This is a genomic window from Streptacidiphilus alkalitolerans, from assembly GCF_042511045.1.
In the GTDB taxonomy this organism is placed as follows: Bacteria; Actinomycetota; Actinomycetes; order Streptomycetales; family Streptomycetaceae; genus Streptacidiphilus; species Streptacidiphilus alkalitolerans.
This window is the reverse complement of record NZ_JBHEZX010000021.1, coordinates 1-17,820: the sequence shown is the minus strand read 5'-3', so window position 1 is coordinate 17,820 and position 17,820 is coordinate 1. Positions and strand designations below refer to the sequence as shown.

Here is a 17,820-nt window from a genome sequence, read left to right as displayed (position 1 = left end):
CTCTGCGGACCACTGCTCCTCGCCGCCCTCCTCAGCGCGACGCGCACCCGTGCCGCGAGGCGGCACCGGCACCGCCGGCACGCGGGATCCGGCCCCCGCTGAACCGGGGAGAAGACGATCACCGCCCGCCTCCTCCCGGCCGACTGGTTCAGGGGTTCTTCGGTACGCGGCGGGCCGCCGGTTCGCGACCGGCCGGCTGACGCGGCTCCGGGCGCTCCGGGCGGCGGGGCACGCGGCGCTGCTGGGGTGTGCCCCCGGTCACGGTCAGCGGCTCGCCGTAGTGGCGGATCCGCAGCGCCTCCCCGTCGTCGGCCAGGGAGTACCGCGCCACGGAGTCGGTGAGTTCCACCCGCAGGGCGCGGCCGTGCACCCGGACCGTGAACCGCAGCCGGGTGATGCTCTCGGGCAGCTGCGGCGCGAAGTCGACCCAGCCGTCGGCACTGTGGCGCATGCCGCCGAAACCTGCCACCAGGACCAGCCAGGTGCCGGCCAGCGAGGCGATGTGCAGCCCGTCGCGGGTGTTGTGCTCCAGGTCCTGCAGATCCATCAGGGCAGCCTCGCCCAGATAGTCGTGGGCGAGCCGCAGGTGTCCGATCTCCGCGGCCATGATGGCCTGGGCGCACGCCGAGAGGGAGGAGTCACGGACCGTCAGGGCCTCGTAGTAGGCGAAGTTGCGGGCCTTCTGCTCGTCGGTGAACGCCTCTCCGCACAGGAACATGGCCAGCACCAGGTCGGCCTGCTTGACGACCTGCTTGCGGTAGAGGTCGAAGTAGGGGTAGTTCAGCAGCAGCGGGTACTGCTCGGGTGGGGTCGCCGCGAAGTCCCAGGGCTGGTGCCCGGTGAACCCGGCCGACTGCTCGTGGACCCCGAGGGCGTCGTCGTAGGGCAGGTGCATCGCCTCGGCCGCGTCCCGCCAGCCTGCGGTCTCCTCCTCGTCCACGCCGAGTGCCGCGGCCTCCTCGGGGTGCCGCTCGGCCAGGTCCGCCGCGGCTCGGAGGTTCGCCTGCGCCATCAGGTTGGTGTACATGTTGTCGTCGGCGACGGCGCTGTACTCGTCCGGGCCGGTCACCCCGTCCAGGTGGAACCGGCCGGCCCGGTCGTGGTGGCCGAGCGAACGCCACAGCCGGGCCGTTTCGACCAGCAGTTCCACCGCCGTCTCCCGCTCGAAGCGGTCGTCCCCGCAGACCACCAGGTAGCGGACGACCGCGTCCGCGATGTCGGCGTTGACGTGGAAGGCGGCGGTTCCGGCCGGCCAGTACCCGGAGCACTCGAGGCCGTCGATGGTGCGCCAGGGGAACGCCGCCCCGCGCAGGCCGAGCTGGGCAGCCCGCTCACGCGCGGCCGGCAGCGTCTTCTGCCGCCAGCGCAGCGCCGAGGCCACGGCGTCCGGGGCGGCGGAGGTGAGTACCGGCAGCACGAAGGTCTCAGTGTCCCAGAAGCAGTGGCCGTCGTAACCGGAGCCGGTCAGGCCCTTGGCCGGGATGGCCCGCTCCTCGCTCCGCGCACCTGCCTGCAGGACGTGGAAGAGACCGAAGCGGACCGCCTGCTGGATCTCCGGATCCCCCTCGATCTCGACATCCGCGCCGCCCCAGAACTCGTCCAGATAGGCGCGCTGCTCCTTGAGCAGGCCGTCCCAGCTCGTGGTGCGGGCCGCCGCCAGGGCAGCTTCGACCTGATCGCGGACGGCAGGCAGCGAGCGTTCGCCGGACCAGCCGTAGGCCACCAGCTTCTCCAGCCGCAGCGCCTCGCCGGGTTCCAGCACCCCGGTCGCGGTGAACCGGGCCGTGTCGCCGGCGCTCTCGCTGGACGTCGCCGTCGACGCCGGGCCGAGTACCGCGTGGTCGGCGGCGACGGCCACCCGCAGACCGGTCCCCTGGGTGCGGTGGACCAGGCGCAGCCGCGCGTCCCGGGCGAAGTCCTCCTCGGGCTGCAGCGGCGCGTCCATCACGGCGGCCACCCGGGGGTCGCCGGCAATCCGCGGCATCTGCTCGTTGGCGACCAGTTCGGACTGGATCACCACCCGGACCCTGCGGTCCACGGCCTCCACCTCGTAGGCGACGCAGGCGATGGCCCGCTGGGTGAAGGAGACCATGCGGGTGGAGCGGACCCGGACCGTGCGCCCGGCCGGGGAGGTCCATTCGCAGGTGCGGTGCAGCAGCCCGGTCCGCAGGTCGAGCACCCGCTCGTGCCTGTCGACCCGGCCGTAGCGCAGGTCGAAGGGCTCGTCGTCGACCAGCAGCCGGATCAGTTTGCCGTTGGTGACGTTGACCACGGTCTCGCCGACCTCGGGGTAGCCGTACCCCGCCTCGGCGTAGGGCAGCGGATGCCGTTCGAAGACGCCGCTGAGGTAGCTGCCCGGCAGCCCGTGCGGTTCCCCTTCGTCCAGGTTGCCCCGCCAGCCGATGTGGCCGTTGGAGAGCGCGAAGACCGACTCGCTCTGCGGCAGCAGGTCCAGGTGCAGCGCGGCCTCGCGCACCCGCCAGGGTTCGACGGTGTAGCTCGGGTGAGTGATCACCGGGCATCTCCGGTGCGCTCGCCGCCGCCCGCGGGCCCGGGGCCCAGCAGGTCCGCCAGGTCGGTGACCACGGTGTCCGCGCCGTGGGCGGTCAGCTCCGCCCCCTGGCCGACCCGGTCCACACCGACCACGTAGCCGAAGTGGCCGGACCGGCCCGCGTCCATGCCCGCGAGGGCGTCCTCGTAGACGGCGCAGTGGGCCGCGGCGACGCCCAGGTCCGCGGCGGCGGCCAGGAAGGTGTCCGGCTTGGGCTTGCCCGGGAGGCGCCGTTCGACGGCGACCACGCCGTCGATCCGGACGTCGAACAGGTCCTCGATACCGGCTGAGACCAGCACGTCCCGGCAGTTGGCGCTGGAGGACACCACCGCGGTGCGGAGGCCGGCCGCCCGCACGGCCCGGAGGTAGCGCACCGAGCCCGGGTAGGGCTCGACCCCGTCCCGTTTGATCGCGGCCAGGACCAGGACGTTCTTTCGCTTGCCCAGGCCGTGGACGGTCTGCGCCTCGGGCGGGTCGTCCGGGCCCCCCTCCGGCAGTTCGATGCCGCGCGATTCCAGGAAGGCCCTGACCCCGTCGGCACGCGGACGGCCGTCCACGTAGGTGTCGTAGTCGGACTGCTCGAACGGACGGTAGCGAGCCCCGTCGCGTTCGCTCAGGAACGCGTCGAACATCTGCTTCCATGCCGCCGCGTGTACCACGGCGGTTCTGGTCAGCACCCCGTCGAGATCGAACAAGCAGGCCCGGACCGGCTCCGGGAGGCCCAGTTGCGTCATGGTGCAACGTCTATCCCCTTCGGGCTCCGCTCACGCCGCTCACAGCCGCCGTTCCGCACTTCGGGGGAAGGGGTGGCCCGGCCGTGTCCTCGGCTGAGAATCTGCTGTCGCACCTATGTACACCGGATTTACCCGAAGGTAACTTACTGGCGAGTCAGGTCTGTGACCCACCTCACCACCCTGGGGAATCCATGCCCGCTACGTCCCTCCGCCACCTGTCCGTTGCCGCCCTCGCCGCACTCGGGCTCGCCGCCGCCTCGCTCAGTGCGGCGACCACGGCCGGCGCCGCCACGCCGAGCGCCGCCGCGGACTCGTTCTACAGCTACACCGGCAGCGCGCCCCTCTCCTCCTTCGCCCCGGGCGCCGTGCTCCGGACGCGGACCGTGCCCTACCACATCGTGGGCATCCCCACACCGCTGACGGCGATTCAGATCCTCTACCGCACCACCGACGCGCAGGGCCGCCCCTCCGCCAATGTCACCACCGTGGTGCGCAGCCTGACCGGGGACAGCAGCAAGGCGATCTCCTACCAGTCCTTCTACGACTCGCTCAATCCGCAGGACGGCCCGTCCCGGGCGTTCGCCGGCAATGTCAGCCTGGGCGGGGCCATCGCCGACGTCGAGGCCGGCGCGCTGACAGCCATCCTCGCCCAGGGCTACAACCTGGTCGTCCCCGACACCGAGGGCCAGACGGCGGACTTCGCGGCCGGCCCGGAATACGGCACCGACACCCTGGACTCCATCAGAGCCGCGACCAGCCTCCCCGCGACCGGCATGAACGGCTCCACCCGATTCGGCCTGATGGGCTACTCGGGCGGCGCCATCGCCACCGCCTGGGCCGCCGCACTCGCCCCCGGCTACGCGCCCGAGGTCAACCGCAACCTGGTGGGCTTCACCGAGGGCGGCCTGCTGGTCGACCCGGCGCACAACCTCAAGTACGTCAACGGCGCGCTGGTCTGGTCCGGGGTGATCCCCATGGCGCTGATCGGGGTGGCCCGCGCGTACGGCGTCGACCTCACCCAGTACATGAGCAGCTACGGCAAGCAGCTCAACGGCCAACTGCAGAGCGCCTCGATCGTCGACGCCCTCGGCCACTACCCCGGGCTGACCTGGCAGCAGATAGCCAAGCCGCAGTACTCCGACCCGGACTCCGCCCCCGCGTTCGTCAGCGCCGTCAACCGGGTCAACCTGGGCTCGGCCCCCACCCCGACCATCCCCGGCTACATCGCCCAGGGCGACGGCGGTGTCCAGGAGGGCACCTTCGGCAACCCGGCCGGCATCGGCACGGGTGACGGCGTCATGGTCGTCGGCGATGTGCGGGCCCTGGCGAACCAGTACTGCGCCACCGGCGACCACGGCATCTCCTACGACCAGTACAACCTGCTCAGCCACACCGAGACCGCCGTCCTGTGGGCGCCCGCCGCGATGACCTGGCTCAATGACCGGTTCGCCGGGAAGGCGGCGCCCTCCGACTGCGGACACATCCCGGCCGGCAACTCCCTGGCCCCCGAGCACCCGGCCCCCTGAAGCACCTGAAGCACCGCTGTTCCACGGCCTACCGACGACCGTCGCCGCCGCGCAGCAAGGCGAGCGCGGCGGTGCGGGCGGGGGCGGTGGGACGGAGCGGGATGTCGTCGAGGGTCCAGTCGGGGTCGGGGGGCGGCGGGGCGACCGGGCCGGTGCCGACGTAGTCGAGGTGCAGCGGGCGGGCCAGACCGGTGCCCAGCCCCTTGAGGTAGGCCTCCTTGCGGGCCCAGGCCCGGGCGAACGCCGCAGGCCGGTCGGCGACCGGCAGGGCGGCCAACTCCCGGCGCTCGATCGGGTGCAGGCCCCGCGCGATCGCGGCGACGGTGGCGGGGCCGGGCACCGCCTCGACGTCGACCCCCACCGGGGTGGCTGCGAAGGCCAGCAGCGTCAGCCCCGGGGCGTGGGACAGCGAGAAGTGCGGGCCGTTCCGGTCGGCGAGGCGCGGACGGCCGTGCGGACTGCCGCAGAGCGGACAGTCGTCCCGGGTGAGGCGCACCGACGCCGGGGGTGTGCCCGTGTACGCCCCCAGCAGGCGCCGCAGGGCGGTGTGGGCGGCGGCGTAGGCCGTCCGGGCGGGTCCGGGGCGGGTCCGGGCGGCGCGGTCCCGTTCGGCCGGGTCCAGCAGGGAGAAGTCGGCGTCGTGGTGCTCGCGCAGCAGCCACAGCTCCGCTGCCGCGCCCGGCGGCGGCAGCGGGTCCGGCAGCGGACCGGGGGCGAGCGACCGGACGACGGGGGTGCGGGCCGGGGAAGGGCGCCGATCCAGGTGCGGGGAACCGGTGCCGGCGCCACCCATCCGCTAGACGCCCGCGCGCGACGGGGGAGCTATCGGGGCCGTGTCGGCGGGCAGGAAGGACGCCAGGCCGAAGTAGCCCGGGGCATCGAGCCCGGCGGTCATCACCTCTTCGAACCGGGGCAGTTGGGCCGGGCTCAGCTCGGTGCCCGGTTCGAGTCGGCCGAGCAGCCGCTGCAGGGTGAGGATCAACCAGCCCAGGTCGGCCGGACGGTCCTGCCCGCCGCGGTTGTGCAGCCAGCTGAGCACGCAGCAGGCCGCCGCGTGGTGCACGCAGTGCTCGGCGGCGTCGCGCTGCGCCCGGGTCGAGGCGGGGTCAGGGGGCGAGGTCGCGATCCGGTGGTAGAAGGCGGTGCGGCGGGCGCCGAACGCGGCGACCGTCGCGGCCAGTTCCTCGGCGTCGGCCGGGCGGCCAGGGTCCGGGATGCCGGTGTCGGACCCGGTCAGGCGGGCCAGCTCGGCGACCGCGTCGCCCCAGCCCCGGGTGATCTCGTCCTCGGTGGCGTTGGTGAGCTGCAGCCGGTTGCCGTCCGGGTGCCATTCGGGGGCGTCCCTGATGCGGTCGAACAGGGCGGCCAGGATCTCGGCCCCGCCGGGCCCGGACCGGTCGGCGACCGTCGCGACCTTGGGCAGTTGGGAGGCGATGGCGTGCAGGTTCACATGGGTGGTGCCCTCGAAGATGCTGGCGATCGCGTGGTCGCGCTGCAGCTTCTGGAAGACCCCTGAGGCCACCCCCTCGGCCAGGTAGCCGCGTGCGCCGAGCACCCGGCCCATGTCCAGCACCACCTCCTCGCCGAGCACCGGCACCAGGTACTTGACCACGGAGGACCACAGGCTCATCCGGGACGGTGCGACGGACAGCGCCCGGGCCGCCGGCAGCGCGGTGCACTCGGCGATCAGCAGGTCCAGGTGCGCGCCCGTCAGCAGTTCGCGGATCACCGGCAGTTCCCGGATCGGAGCCCCGTAGAGCACCCGGTCCTGGGCATGCCGCAGGCCGATCCGCAGGGCCGCGTCCATGGTGCCCAGGGAGAGCGCGCCGATCGCGGTGCGGGTGATCTGCAGCGCCTTGAGCACCTCGACGAGCCCAGCCCCGCGCCGGCCGAGCACGGCGTCGGCCGGCACCCGTGCGCCGTGGAAGTCCACGCCGCTCAGGTCGTGGCCGCGCAGGCCGAGCGTCCGCACGAACGGGCGGTTGGTCCAACTCCCCTCGGCCAGCTGGCTCTTGTCGACCAGGATCAGGCTCTGGCCACGGCCGGGCAGTTGCGCGTAGACGGTGACGAAGCGGCCCCGGGTGGCGTTGCCGACCGGCCACTTGCCACCGGTCAGCACCAGCTCGTCGCCGTCGGCGACGGCCGTGGTCTCGTTGGCCTGCAGGTCGCTGCCGTGGTCGGGCTCGGACACCGCGAAGCAGGCCAGCTCGCCGGAGAGCAGCCCGTCGGCGACCCGGCGGCGCTGCTCCTCGCTCCCCCAGAGCCAGACCGGGTTCACCCCGAGCAGCGCCGATCCGAACATCACGGCCACGGTGAGGTTGCGCCGCGCCACGCTGCGGGTGACCGCGAAGACCTCCTCCAGGCTGCCCAGTCGGCCGCCGAGCTCCCTGGGCACCATGTAGGCGTGGAAGCCCCACTCGCGGACCGCGGCGACCGCGCCGGGCGGCAGTTCGCCGCGCTCCTCGTGCTCGACGACCGCGGCGTAGCCGAACGGGCCGTCCGAGGTGAGCGGGTCACCGAGGAAGCGTTCCAGGTCGGCGACGGTCTCGGCGACCGTGGCGACGACCGGGGGTCGGCCGGACGACGGCTGGCTCATGGCTACGGCTCCTGGGGAATCGGATGGTCACTGGGGGAGGAAGTCGGTCCCGGCTCAGCCGAGGGTCTTGAAGACCTCGGGCCGGGCCAGCCGCTCGGCGAGGAAGAGGTCCCGCAGCTTCGGCGTGAGCAGGCCCAACTGCCGCAGCAGATGGATGACCTGCTGGAAGAGCAGCTGCCGGTAGCCGAACATCATCGGGTCGTTGAAGGCGAAGTGGACGCCCTTCTCGACGTCCAGTTCCAGCCGCTCCCACACCTCGCGGATCAGGAAGCGGCGCGACATCAGGTGCACCGCCTCCATCAGGAACGCCTCGCGCTCGTCGAGCTCGGCGGTGGTCATCTGCTGGTACATGCCGCCCAGGGCCACCACGCCGAAGCCGACGTGCCGGGCCTCGTCGCGGGCGATCATACGGGTGATCGAGGTGATGATGGGGTCGCCGAAGCCGCTGCTGGCCAGCCGGGTCGCGGCCAGCGCCAGGCCTTCGACGATCACCTGCATACCGAGGTAGACCACGTCCCAGCGGGACTCGCTGAGCAGGTCCACCAGCAGCGCCCGCAGTCCGGGGTTGACCGGGTAGGTGACCCCGAGCTTGGTGTCGATGTACTGGGCGTACGCCTCCACGTGCCGGGCCTCGTCGGCCACCTGGGAGGCGGCGTAGACCTTGGACTCCATGTCCGGCACGGTCTCCACCAGCCGGGCGGTGGTCACCAGCGCCCCCTGCTCGCCGTGCAGGAACTGGTTGACCATCCAGGCCTGGTACTCCCAGCGGAAGGCGGTCAGCATCGAGGCCGGCACCGGGCTGTCGTTGCCGACCACGAAGGAGGCCACCCCGGCTCCGTTGGCGCCGCTGAACGGCGCGCCGAAGTTCACCTCGTGGGACCAGTCGATATCGGTGGCGGCGTTCCACTGGGCGGTCTTGTTCTTCTCGTAGAGCGACCAGATCCGGTTGTCGCGTTCGCCGTAGTTCCAGTTCAGACAACTCTTGATGGTGGCGTCCACCTCCATCAGGTGCTCCCGGGTACGGTCCAGCGTGAACAGGGGCGAGGTGTTCTCCTGGGCCTGGGCGGCACCGGCGTCCTGGACGGCCATGCGGACGCGCCCCCTTCTTGGGCTTGCCGCAGCTTGCTGCGCGGGCGTATCTGACACGGCCCACCCTCGTGTGCCCGGATCGCCTCTCACCAGGCCGAAGCGGGGCAAGTGAGCGGCAAGAGGGGTTGCCGGTCGCTTGCCTGGGACCGGCCTCCCGCCCTGTGCTGGAATGGCGGCGGCCAGCAGCACTGCTGGTCCCTTCCTCATGCCCCCAGGTGATCCAGTGGTGAGTCAGGACGCGGCCGACGACACTCCCTCCGGCGGCGGGGACGTACCGCCGCCGCCCGGTCCGCCGTCCTTGTGGCGCAACCGGGACTATCTGAACTGGTGGACCAGCGAGACGGTGTCCGCGCTCGGTACCAGCATGTCCGCCATCGCCTTCCCGCTGGTGGTGCTCTACACCACCGGTTCGATCGCGCACGCGGGTCTGATCGCCGCCGCCCAGATGATCGGGGTGCTGCTGACCACACTCTGGGGCGGCGCACTGGCCGACCGGATCAGCCGCAAGGCGCTGATGGTCGCGGGCCCGCTGGTCCAGGCGGTCGCGATGGCCATGGCGGCCCTGCTGATCCACGACCACCACTACGCCGTCGCGCTGCTGGCCGCCACCGCGTTCGTCGCCGGCCTCGCGGCGGGAGTCGGCAAGGGCGCGACCACGCCCGCGCTGCGGCGCATCGTGCCCAAGGAACAGGTGGGCCAGGCCACCGGCCAGGAACTGGGCCGGGACATGGCGGCCGAGCTGGTCGGCGCTCCACTGGGCGGGGTTCTGTTCTCCCTGGCGCGCTGGGTGCCGTTCGCGCTGGACGCGGTCTCCTTCGTGGTGGCGGCGGTGGGCGCGGCGTCGATCCGCACCCCGCTGGGTCCGGACCGGGACGGCTCCGAGGAGAGGACCCGGGTGTGGGACGACATCCGCGAGGGCGTGCGCTTCGTGCGGCGGCAGCCGTTCCTGCGGTTCACCGTCATCTGGGCCTCGCTGTTGAACGCGCTGGCACAGGCGTTCGTGCTGCTCTTCATCGCCCTGGTGCGGCACCGGGGCGGCGGGCCGGTCGCGGTCGGTGTGGTGAACTCGATCGCGCTGGTCGGTGGGGTCGCCGGCTCGGTGGTCGGTCCGCTGCTGCTGGCCAGGGTCAGGGCCACCACGGTGCTGCGGGTCGGCAGTTGGAGCTTCGCGGCGGCGTTCTGCGTGGTCGCGGTGGTGCCCGCGTGGTGGGAGATCGGCGTGGTGCTGGCCTTCGCGATGGTGGCGATGGTGCCGCTGAACGTGGTGATCGAGTCGTATGTGGTGCGGGTGGTGCCGGACGCCCTCAGCGGGCGGGTGTCCGCGGTGAACCGCTTCGGCGCACAGGGGTTGGCCTGGCTCGGCCCGCTGCTGGCCGGCGGCCTGGCCGGGGCGTTCGGCCCGTCCGGCGCGTCCCTGGTGCTGGGGGCGCTGACCGTGCCGCTGGCCGTGGCCCTGCACGTGACCCGGTCGCTCGCCGTCCTCGACAAGCCGGCCGACCAGGCGGAGGAGCTCGCGCTGCCGGAACCGGCCCTGGTGGGCTGAACGCCCTGAACCCCGACCACGACGAAGCCGGCCTCCGAGACCGTGTCTGTCTCGGAGGCCGGCTTTCGGTCGTCGCCGGGGTTCAGGCGTGGCCGGCCGGGGGCCAGGTCTCGCCGTAGCGGGCCCAGATCGCCTCGACCTCGGCGGCCTCGGGCAGGTTGGCCGTCCCGTCGGCGACGTGCTTGCCGACCAGGTCGACGATGTCGCCCACGCACTGCAGCGACATCGCGGTCTCCGGGGTGAGCGTCTCGAAGCGGAACAGGTCCTCCACGGTGAAGCCGAGTTCGGCCAGGGCGATGGAGTGGTAGCCCAGGTCGCCGATGAGGGTCTGCTCCAGGGTCACCGCGCCGTCGGACTGCGGGGCGATCAGGCCGACCAGGGTGACCAGCAGGTCGGGTATCTCGTCGGCGTTGATCAGGGCCTGGGTGCCGGCGTCGGCCATGGGCGGTTCTCCTTCTGATGGGGTGGTGGAACGGGTACGGCCGGGGTTCAGCTCGCTGAGGGCCGGTAACCGGGGTCGAGGGTGACCGAGATCGGGAGGCGGGAGAGTCCGCTGAGGAAGTTGGAGTAGACGCGCTGCGAGGGCCCCGCGAACTCCATGCTGCGGGCCATCGCCCGCACTCCCTCCAGCACCGCGCCGATCTCGGCGCGGGCCAGGTAGGCGCCCAGGCAGAAGTGCGCGCCGTAGGCGAAGCTCAGGTGCCGGTTGCCGGTCCGGCCCAGGTCGAAGACCTCCGGGCGTTCGAAGACCGTCTCGTCGCGGTTCGCGGAGGCGGTCCAGACCGTGACCACATCGCCCTCCTCGATGAACTCGCCCTCCAGCAGCAGGTCCTCGGTGGCGGTGCGGCCGGAGTGCAGGGCCGGGGTGGTCCAGCGCAGCACCTCCTCGGTGGCCGACTCGATGCTCACCGCCCCGGACCTGAGCGCCGCCCACTGCCCGGGGTGCTCGATCAGCGCCTGCACCGCGCCGATCATCGACAGCCGGGTGGTCTCGTCCCCGCCCAGCAGCAGGCTGTAGCAGTTGAAGACCACCTCGTCGCGGTGCAGCTGCCGGTCCCCGAAGTCGTCCGAGACCAGCAGGCTGACCACGTCGTCCAGCGGTTTCTCGCGCCGGTCCCGGGCCAGTTCGGCGAAGTACAGCAGGATCTCGTTCTTGGCGCTCCAGGTGTCCGCCTCGGTCGGCATACCGTGGTCGGAGCCGAGCGCGGCCGAGGTCAGGCCGAGGATGTGGCCCCGGTCGGAGGCCGGCACCCCGAGCAGGTCGCAGATCGCGGCGATCGGGATGTTCGCCGCCACGTCGGCGGCGAAGTCGCAGTCGCCCCGGCCGAGCGCGTCCTGCAGCAGCGACTGGGTGCTGCGCCGCACGCTGTCGATGACGGGTGCCAGCGCACGCGGGGTGAACGCCTTGAGCAGCACGGTGCGCACGTCCCGGTGCGGTGCGCCGTCGGTGACCGCCAGCATCCGGCCGGCCGCCGAGTCGCCGCCGGTCAGCAGGGTGTCCAGGACGTTGCCCCGCTCGGAGGTGAAGCGGGCGCTGTCGCGGTAGACCGCGGAGACGTCGGCGTGCCGGGAGAGCACCCAGAAGCCGGGGGCGTCTCCGTTCTCCGGGTGACGGTAGACCGGTTGTTCGGTGCGCAGGCGGTGCCACACGGCGGTGAGGTCGTGCTCGGCGTGCACCCCGGGATCCGCGAGGTCGATGGTCTCCAGCGCGTCGGGGTCGAGCAGGGGGCGGGCAGCAGCGGTGGTGGCCATGGGGAAGAGGTGCTCCTGCGTCAGGTCCGGGGCGGCGTCGGCTTGTCGGGCAGGGCGAGGAACGCGGTGGTGGCGCCGGCGGTCTCGCCGCCGTCGACCACGAACTCCTGGCCGGTGATGAACCGCGCCTGGTCAGAGGCGAGGAAGTGGAACATCGCCGCGATCTCGGCGGGGTCGGCGTGCCGCCGCATCGGGATGCAGGCGTTGACCTCGGCCAGCATCTCGTCGGTGTACTCGGCGCGCTGCATCGGAGTGAGCACCGCGCCCGGGGTCACGCAGGCGGTGCGGATCCAGGGGGCGAGTTCGAGCCCGAAGGTCTGGCAGAGCGAGGCGACCCCCGCCTTGGAGGCGTTGTAGTCGGCGTAGAGCGGGTAGCCGCGGGTGCCGTTGACGGAGGCGGTGGCCAGCAGCACGCCCTTGCGGCGCGGCAGCATCCGCTCGGCCGCGGCGCGCCACAGTGCGAGCACGCCGAGCAGGTTGACCTCCAGGGTCCGCCGCGCCTGCGCCTCGGTGATGTCCAGCACGCCGTGGCGCAGGCTGATCCCGGCGTTGGCGATCACCACGTCGAGGCGACCGTGCTCGTCGTGGACGGCGGCGACGGCCCGTTCCACGTCGGACCAGTCGGCGACATCCACCTCGATCCACTGGCCCGGCGCGTCCGCGGCGGGCGGTCGTACGTCGAGGTTGACCACGTGGTCCCCGCCGGCGGCGAAGTGACGGGCGGTGGCCTCGCCGATGCCGCTGGAGGCGCCGGAGACGATGACGATACGGGACGGGTCGTCCAGGTCGGTGGCCATCAGGCGATCACCCTTCCGGTGCCGCCGGCGGGGGCGAGCCCGCGGCGCAGGTCACGGCTGGCAGTGATCTTCTTCAGCCAGCGGTCGGTGCCGTCGTACCGGGCCGTGAAGGCCCGCCGGCCGTGCACGGCGAGGTAGTTGTCCAGTACCACGAGCGTCCCCGGGCCGAGCACGACGTCGCGCTGCACCCGCTCCAGTTCGGCCATCAGCCGGTCCAGGGCCGCCTCGGCGGCCGTGTCGCCGGGCGCGCAGTACATGAACGGCCGGTCCACCCGGAGGTAGGGCGACTCCGCCCGGCCGAACAGCACTGCGGTCGGTTCGGGTTCGTTGAGCATCCGGTACACGTCGGCGAGGGCCGGGTGGTCGGGGTCCTTCGCCTCAAGCTGCCGGATGTGCTCGCTGTCCGGCACGATGTGGAACCGGGGCTGGGCCAGGATCGCGCGGTCCTCGTCGGAGAGCAGCGCGTCGCGGACCGAGGACACGATGGTCGGCACCCGGTCCTGGTTGCGCATGCCCAGCAGCAGCAGGTAGTCGCAGCGGCGCGGGTGGAAGCCGTCCTCGGTGTGGAACTCCAGCAGCGTCTGGCTGCCGTGGCCGCTCTGCCGCTCCTCGTCGCCGGGGATCGGCAGGATGTTCTGGATCATCCGGCCGGCCTGGAGCGTCTCCCAGGCGAACGGCTCGCCCAACACCATCGCGCACAGCCCCAGGTAGAGCTCCTGCTCGGCGCTGGCCTTGGCAGCGGCCGCGGCGTCCCAGTGGGACGGGGTCGGGCCGATCGCCCGGTCGTCCACCGGGAAACCGTGGATCAGGCAGGCGGCGGCGGGCTCGGTGCGGCGGAAGGTCTCCAGGAAGTACCGCAGTGCGAAGGGGACGTCGGCGGCGGCCTGCCAGGCCCGGTCGTAGAACTCCGGGGTCGCGGGGTCCGGGAAGCGGTCCCGCAGGCCGTCGGCGAGCACCTTCAACTGCTCGGCGTCGTCCGCGCTGAGCGTGAGTTCCATCGGGGGTTCGGTTGGCGGTTCGGTCGTGGACATCGGTGGGGCCTCCGTGAACGGGACGCTGGTGACCCGCGGCCGGGCGGGCCGTGGCGGCCCCTCGCAGGCCGCGGTGCCGGGCGGGAGCGCGCTGCCCTCCGCGAGCAGCACGTCGACCAGGTCGACGAGATCGGCGACGAACAGCAGTTCGCGGACCGGCTCGGGCGGCAGGTGGGGCAGCGACAGCAGTCGGGCGACGGCGTCGGCGAGCCGCTGCAGCGAGGCGGGCTCGTAGCCGAGGTCGGTGCGCAGCCGGCACTCCTCGGTGAGGTCGGCGACGGCGCGCGGCGCGGTGGCGCGGATCGCGTCGTGGAGCGCGGCGGTCAGCGCGGGGAAGTCCACCGAGGCCAGCTCGACGGGTCGGTGCCGCTGCCGGGCGGCGGGGCGGGGCTCGGTCGTCATCGTCGCCCCCGCTCAGGCCGGGACGGGCACGGGCTGCAGGGGCGCGGTGCTGAGCCGGCCGGCACCGAAGTCCTGCCACATCACCCGGCGCCTCGGCTTGCCGCTGGAAGTGACCGCGATGCCGCCGCGCGGCAGTACCGCGGCCAGCAGCCCGGCGTCGTCCAGCTGCTCGCGCAGCACCTCGGCGGCGAGGGCGGCCCAGCCCGGGCCGGGCGCCTCCATGGCGACCACGCCGGTGGCCCGGCCCTCGTGCACCCCGAGCAGCACCGCGACCCGCCGTTCCGGGATGCCGCGCCGCACCAGCTCCTCCTCCAGGCTCTCGGCGAAGACCATGCCGCCGCGCACCTTGAGTCCGTCGCCGATCCGGCCGATCACGAACAGCTGCCCGTCCCGCAGGAAGCCGGCGTCGCCGGAGCGCAGCAGGTCCCCGGCCAGGGCGGTGCCGGAGGCGGAGCCCGGGTCGCCGGTGTAGCCGGAGGCAAGGGCGGCGCTGCGCACCTGGATCTCGCCGACCCGGCCGTCCGGCAGCGGGGTTCCGTCCTCGTCGACGATCAGCACCTCGACGCCGTCCAGGGGACGGCCGCAGCCGGTGACCTCCGCGTCGCCGCCGCCGTCCGACGGACCGTCACCATCGGTGTCGGGCGCGGCGGCGGTCCAGCCCTCGCGCAGCGGCAGGCCGGTGACCGCCAGGGTGGCCTCCGCACCGCCGTACGCGGGCAGCAGCGCGCGGTGGTCGAACCCGTACGGGCCCAGCAGGGTGTGGAAGTCACGCAGCACCTGCGGGTCGATCCGTTCCGCTCCCAGGATGACCGAGCGCAGCGAGTCGAAGCGCAGCCCCTCCAACTCGGTGCGGCGGACCCGGCGCAGGATGTACGCGAGGCCGAAGTTGGGCATGGCGGCCAGGCCGACCTGCTGGTCGCTGATGCAGCGCAGGTACCGCAGCGGCGAGCGGATGAAGTCCTCGGGCTGCAGCATCCAACCGTCGCAGCCGGTCACCACGATGTTGGCCAGGCAGCCGATCAGGCCCATGTCGTGGTGCACCGGCAGCCAGCTGATGCCGGGCAGCTCGGGTGACCACTCCAGCCAGCGGCGCATCGCGGTCACATTGGCCTGCAGCGAGGTTGCCGGGATCAGCACGCCGCGCGGGGCGCCGCTGGAGCCGGAGGTGAACTGCAGCAGCCCGCCCGGCTCGCGTTCCGGCACGGGGACCGGGTCCACCCCGGCGATCAGTTCCTCGAACAGCACCGGCGCGGGCACGCCCACCGCTTCGGCGGCCCGCCGCACGCTGGCGGCGGAGTCGGCGTCGCAGACCACCAGCGCGGGACGGGCGGCCCGCAGCATCTCCCCCAGCCGCCGCTCGTACTCGTCGGCGCGCCGGAAGGCGAACGAGGGGGCGATCGAACACGCCGTCAGACCGGCCGCGAAGGTGCCGAAGAGGGAGGCGACGAAGCCCGGACTGGAGGGCAGGATCACCGCGACCACGTCCGGCCCGCGCAGCCCCCGGTCACGCAGGGCTCCGGCGGTGCGCAGCGCCAGCTCGGCCAGCCGCTGGTAGGACCAGTCGGTCCAGCCGTCACGAGGTGCGGCGAAGTGCAGGCCGCGGTCGGCCGGGGGCTCGACCAGCCACTGCACCATCGTCCTGTCGTCGATGTCCGTCATGGCGAGCAGTCACTCCCCGTGGGTCTCCGGTGGGCCGATTCGCCACACATCGTCGCGATCCGCCGGTGCGCCGAGCCAGGAAACTCTCCGGCAGTTCGCCCGGAACGAGCCGGAAGCTCCGTGCTTGCCGGTCGATTGCCTGGGAACCCGGCTGCGGGGGCGAAACAGTGAGCAACTGCCCCGGCATGCGCGTCGAGAAGGACGGTAGTGACCATGAGCGTCCCCGCTGGATCCGGCGGATCCTTCCCCCTGACCACCGCACAGCTGGGGGTCTGCCTGGCGCACCACCTCGGTCCCGACGGGTCCACGTACAACCTGGCCAAGTACGTCGAGATCCTCGGTCCGGTGGATCCCGCCGCCTTCGAGGCCGCGTTGCTGCAGGCCGGACGGGAGTGCGGGGCCTTCGACATCCGGCTGGTGCTCGCCGAGGACGGCCGCACCCCGGCGCAGGAGGTCCGGCCGACGTCGCAGACGCCACGATTCGTCGACCTGACCGGCGAGGCGGATCCGGAGAGCGCCGCCCAGGACTGGATGGACGCGGACTGGCGGGCCCCGGTCGACCTGATGGACGGCAGCCTCTTCACCGACGTGCTGTTCCGGGTCGAGGGCGAGCGGTACTTCTGGTACAGCCGCTGCCACCACGTGCTGGTGGACGGCTACGGCGACGAACTGCTCACCCGGCGGATCGCCGCGCTGTACACGGCGGCGGTGCTCGGCGACTCCGACACACTGACCGACAGCGCATTCCAGGGCGGGCCGCGCGAGCTGGTCGCCGACGAGGAGGCGTACCGCGCCTCGCCCCGCTACGCGGAGGACCGGGCCTACTGGGTCTCCCGGTTCGCCGACCTGCCGCCGGTGCCCCACCTCGGCGCCACCGCACCGGAGCAGGTCACCGGCACCGGCCTGCGCCGGCGCAGCCGACTGTCGGCGCGGGACCTCGACCGGCTCCGCGCCGCCGCCCGGGAGGGCCGCACCACCTGGACGGTGCTCCTCGCCGCCGCCGTCGCGGCGTACCTGCGGACGGCCACCGGCCTCGACGAGGTCACCGTCGGCATCCCGGTGACCGGACGCCGCCCCGCGACCCTGCGCACACCCGGCATGCTGGCCAACGAGTTGCCGCTGCGGGTGGACGTCAGCCCCTGGCAGACCAAGCGGGAGCTGCTGCGCCAGGTCGCCGGCGGCCTGTCCGACCTGCTCCGGCGCCAGCACTACCCCTACGACGACCTGCGGCGTGAACTCGGCGTGGAGGAACCGCTGTTCGGGCCCACGCTGAACATCTTCAGCTTCGAGGAGAAGCTCACCTTCGGCGGGCTGCCGACCGTGCAGCACCGGCTGGCCAACGGCCCGGTGCGGGACCTCAACATCACCGTGTCGGTCGGTGCGGCCTCCGGCATCGGGGACGGGCTGCTGATCGACTTCGACGCCAACCCGACGGTCTACGGGCCCGCGGAGGTCGAGGCGCACCAGCGGCACTTCCTGGCGCTGCTGAACAGCCTGGTCGAGGCCGGACCTGAGGTGCCGGTGGGCCGGATCGGCGTCCTCGGCGCTGCCGAGCGGGCCGAGGTACTCGCGCGCAGCACCGGCGCACCGGTCACGGGCGCGCCGGCCTCGGTGCTGGACATGTTCACCGCCCAGGTCGAGCGGACGCCGGACGCCCCGGCGGTGATCGCCGACGACCAGGACCTGACCTACCGGCAACTGGACGAGCAGGCAGGCCAGTTGGCCGCCGCCATCCGGCCCCGCCTGCACGGCGTCGAGCCCAGGGTGGCCATCCTGCTCGAACGCTCGTCACGTACGGTCATCACCGCGCTGGCGGTCCTCAAGGCCGGCGGGGTGTATGTGCCGCTGGACCACCACGCCCCGCACGAACGGCACACCACCGTGCTGGCCCAGGCCGACGCCCAACTGCTGATCACCGACCGGCCCCACCCCACCGACCTCCCCGTCCTGGACCCGGACGCCCGTGCTAACGCAGCTGAGGCTGACCCTGTCCACCCGGACGCGCTGGCGTGCCTGTTGTTCACCTCCGGGTCCACCGGTGTCCCCAAGGGGGTGGCACTGACCCACCGGGGCATCACCGACCTGGTCCGGGACCACGGCTTCAGCGGCGCGGCGAACCGCATCCTGCTGCACGCCTCCC

General features: G+C 72.9%; 13 protein-coding genes. 3 read left to right on the top strand and 10 right to left on the bottom strand.

Annotated features, from left to right (window positions below):
* Nucleotides 1-148: 148 nt before the first annotated feature.
* On the bottom strand, nt 149-2,515 hold the full coding sequence (locus ACEZDG_RS32820; protein WP_380516980.1) for a glycoside hydrolase family 65 protein: 2,367 nt from the start codon (nt 2,513-2,515) through the stop codon (nt 149-151).
* On the bottom strand, nt 2,512-3,285 hold the full coding sequence (locus ACEZDG_RS32815) for a beta-phosphoglucomutase family hydrolase (RefSeq protein ID WP_380516977.1): 774 nt from the start codon (nt 3,283-3,285) through the stop codon (nt 2,512-2,514). The genes ACEZDG_RS32820 and ACEZDG_RS32815 overlap by 4 nt, the downstream gene beginning before the upstream one ends.
* Before the next feature lie 191 nt (nt 3,286-3,476).
* Between ACEZDG_RS32815 and ACEZDG_RS32810 the strand changes: the two genes are divergently transcribed.
* Nucleotides 3,477-4,811 (top strand): lipase family protein, encoded by a 1,335-nt coding sequence (locus ACEZDG_RS32810; RefSeq protein WP_380516974.1) that lies wholly within the window; start codon nt 3,477-3,479, stop codon nt 4,809-4,811.
* Between the two features lie 28 nt (nt 4,812-4,839).
* Here ACEZDG_RS32810 and ACEZDG_RS32805 read toward each other — a convergent pair whose 3' ends face one another.
* The 3 genes from ACEZDG_RS32805 to ACEZDG_RS32795 are packed head-to-tail and all read right to left on the bottom strand — an operon-like array spanning nt 4,840 to nt 8,496.
* Nucleotides 4,840-5,604: a 4'-phosphopantetheinyl transferase family protein gene (locus ACEZDG_RS32805; RefSeq protein WP_380516971.1), complete on the bottom strand. Its 765-nt coding sequence runs from the start codon at nt 5,602-5,604 to the stop codon at nt 4,840-4,842.
* Between the two features lie 3 nt (nt 5,605-5,607).
* Nucleotides 5,608-7,407, bottom strand: a complete 1,800-nt coding sequence (locus ACEZDG_RS32800) for an acyl-CoA dehydrogenase family protein (protein WP_380516969.1) — start codon at nt 7,405-7,407, stop codon at nt 5,608-5,610.
* 54 nt (nt 7,408-7,461) lie between these two features.
* Entirely contained in the window at nt 7,462-8,496 is a 1,035-nt protein-coding gene (locus ACEZDG_RS32795) for a ferritin-like domain-containing protein (protein WP_380516966.1), read from the bottom strand.
* Nucleotides 8,497-8,722: 226 nt separating this feature from the next.
* Between ACEZDG_RS32795 and ACEZDG_RS32790 the strand changes: the two genes are divergently transcribed.
* The gene (locus ACEZDG_RS32790) at nt 8,723-10,039 is read left to right on the top strand and encodes an MFS transporter (protein ID WP_380516963.1); all 1,317 of its coding nucleotides are present in this window, start codon (nt 8,723-8,725) and stop codon (nt 10,037-10,039) included.
* 82 nt (nt 10,040-10,121) lie between these two features.
* On the opposite strand, the gene ACEZDG_RS32785 is transcribed toward ACEZDG_RS32790, so the two are convergent.
* The 5 genes from ACEZDG_RS32785 to ACEZDG_RS32765 are packed head-to-tail and all read right to left on the bottom strand — an operon-like array spanning nt 10,122 to nt 15,680.
* Complete coding sequence (locus ACEZDG_RS32785) at nt 10,122-10,481, bottom strand: acyl carrier protein (RefSeq protein WP_380516960.1); 360 nt, start codon at nt 10,479-10,481, stop codon at nt 10,122-10,124.
* Nucleotides 10,482-10,528: 47 nt separating this feature from the next.
* A complete protein-coding gene (locus ACEZDG_RS32780; protein ID WP_380516957.1) occupies nt 10,529-11,791 on the bottom strand; it encodes a cytochrome P450 in 1,263 nt (420 codons plus the stop codon).
* A gap of 20 nt (nt 11,792-11,811) precedes the next feature.
* On the bottom strand, nt 11,812-12,588 hold the full coding sequence (locus tag ACEZDG_RS32775) for an SDR family NAD(P)-dependent oxidoreductase (RefSeq protein ID WP_380516954.1): 777 nt from the start codon (nt 12,586-12,588) through the stop codon (nt 11,812-11,814).
* Nucleotides 12,588-14,021, bottom strand: coding sequence for a guanitoxin biosynthesis L-enduracididine beta-hydroxylase GntD (gene gntD, locus ACEZDG_RS32770; protein WP_380516951.1), 1,434 nt, complete (start codon nt 14,019-14,021; stop codon nt 12,588-12,590). The genes ACEZDG_RS32775 and gntD overlap by 1 nt, the downstream gene beginning before the upstream one ends.
* Before the next feature lie 12 nt (nt 14,022-14,033).
* A complete protein-coding gene (locus ACEZDG_RS32765) occupies nt 14,034-15,680 on the bottom strand; it encodes an AMP-binding protein (protein ID WP_380516948.1) in 1,647 nt (548 codons plus the stop codon).
* A 213-nt stretch (nt 15,681-15,893) separates the two neighbouring features.
* Here ACEZDG_RS32765 and ACEZDG_RS32760 point away from each other — a divergent pair.
* Nucleotides 15,894-17,820: condensation domain-containing protein (locus ACEZDG_RS32760; protein WP_380516946.1), on the top strand; the 1,927-nt coding region annotated here is incomplete at its 3' end.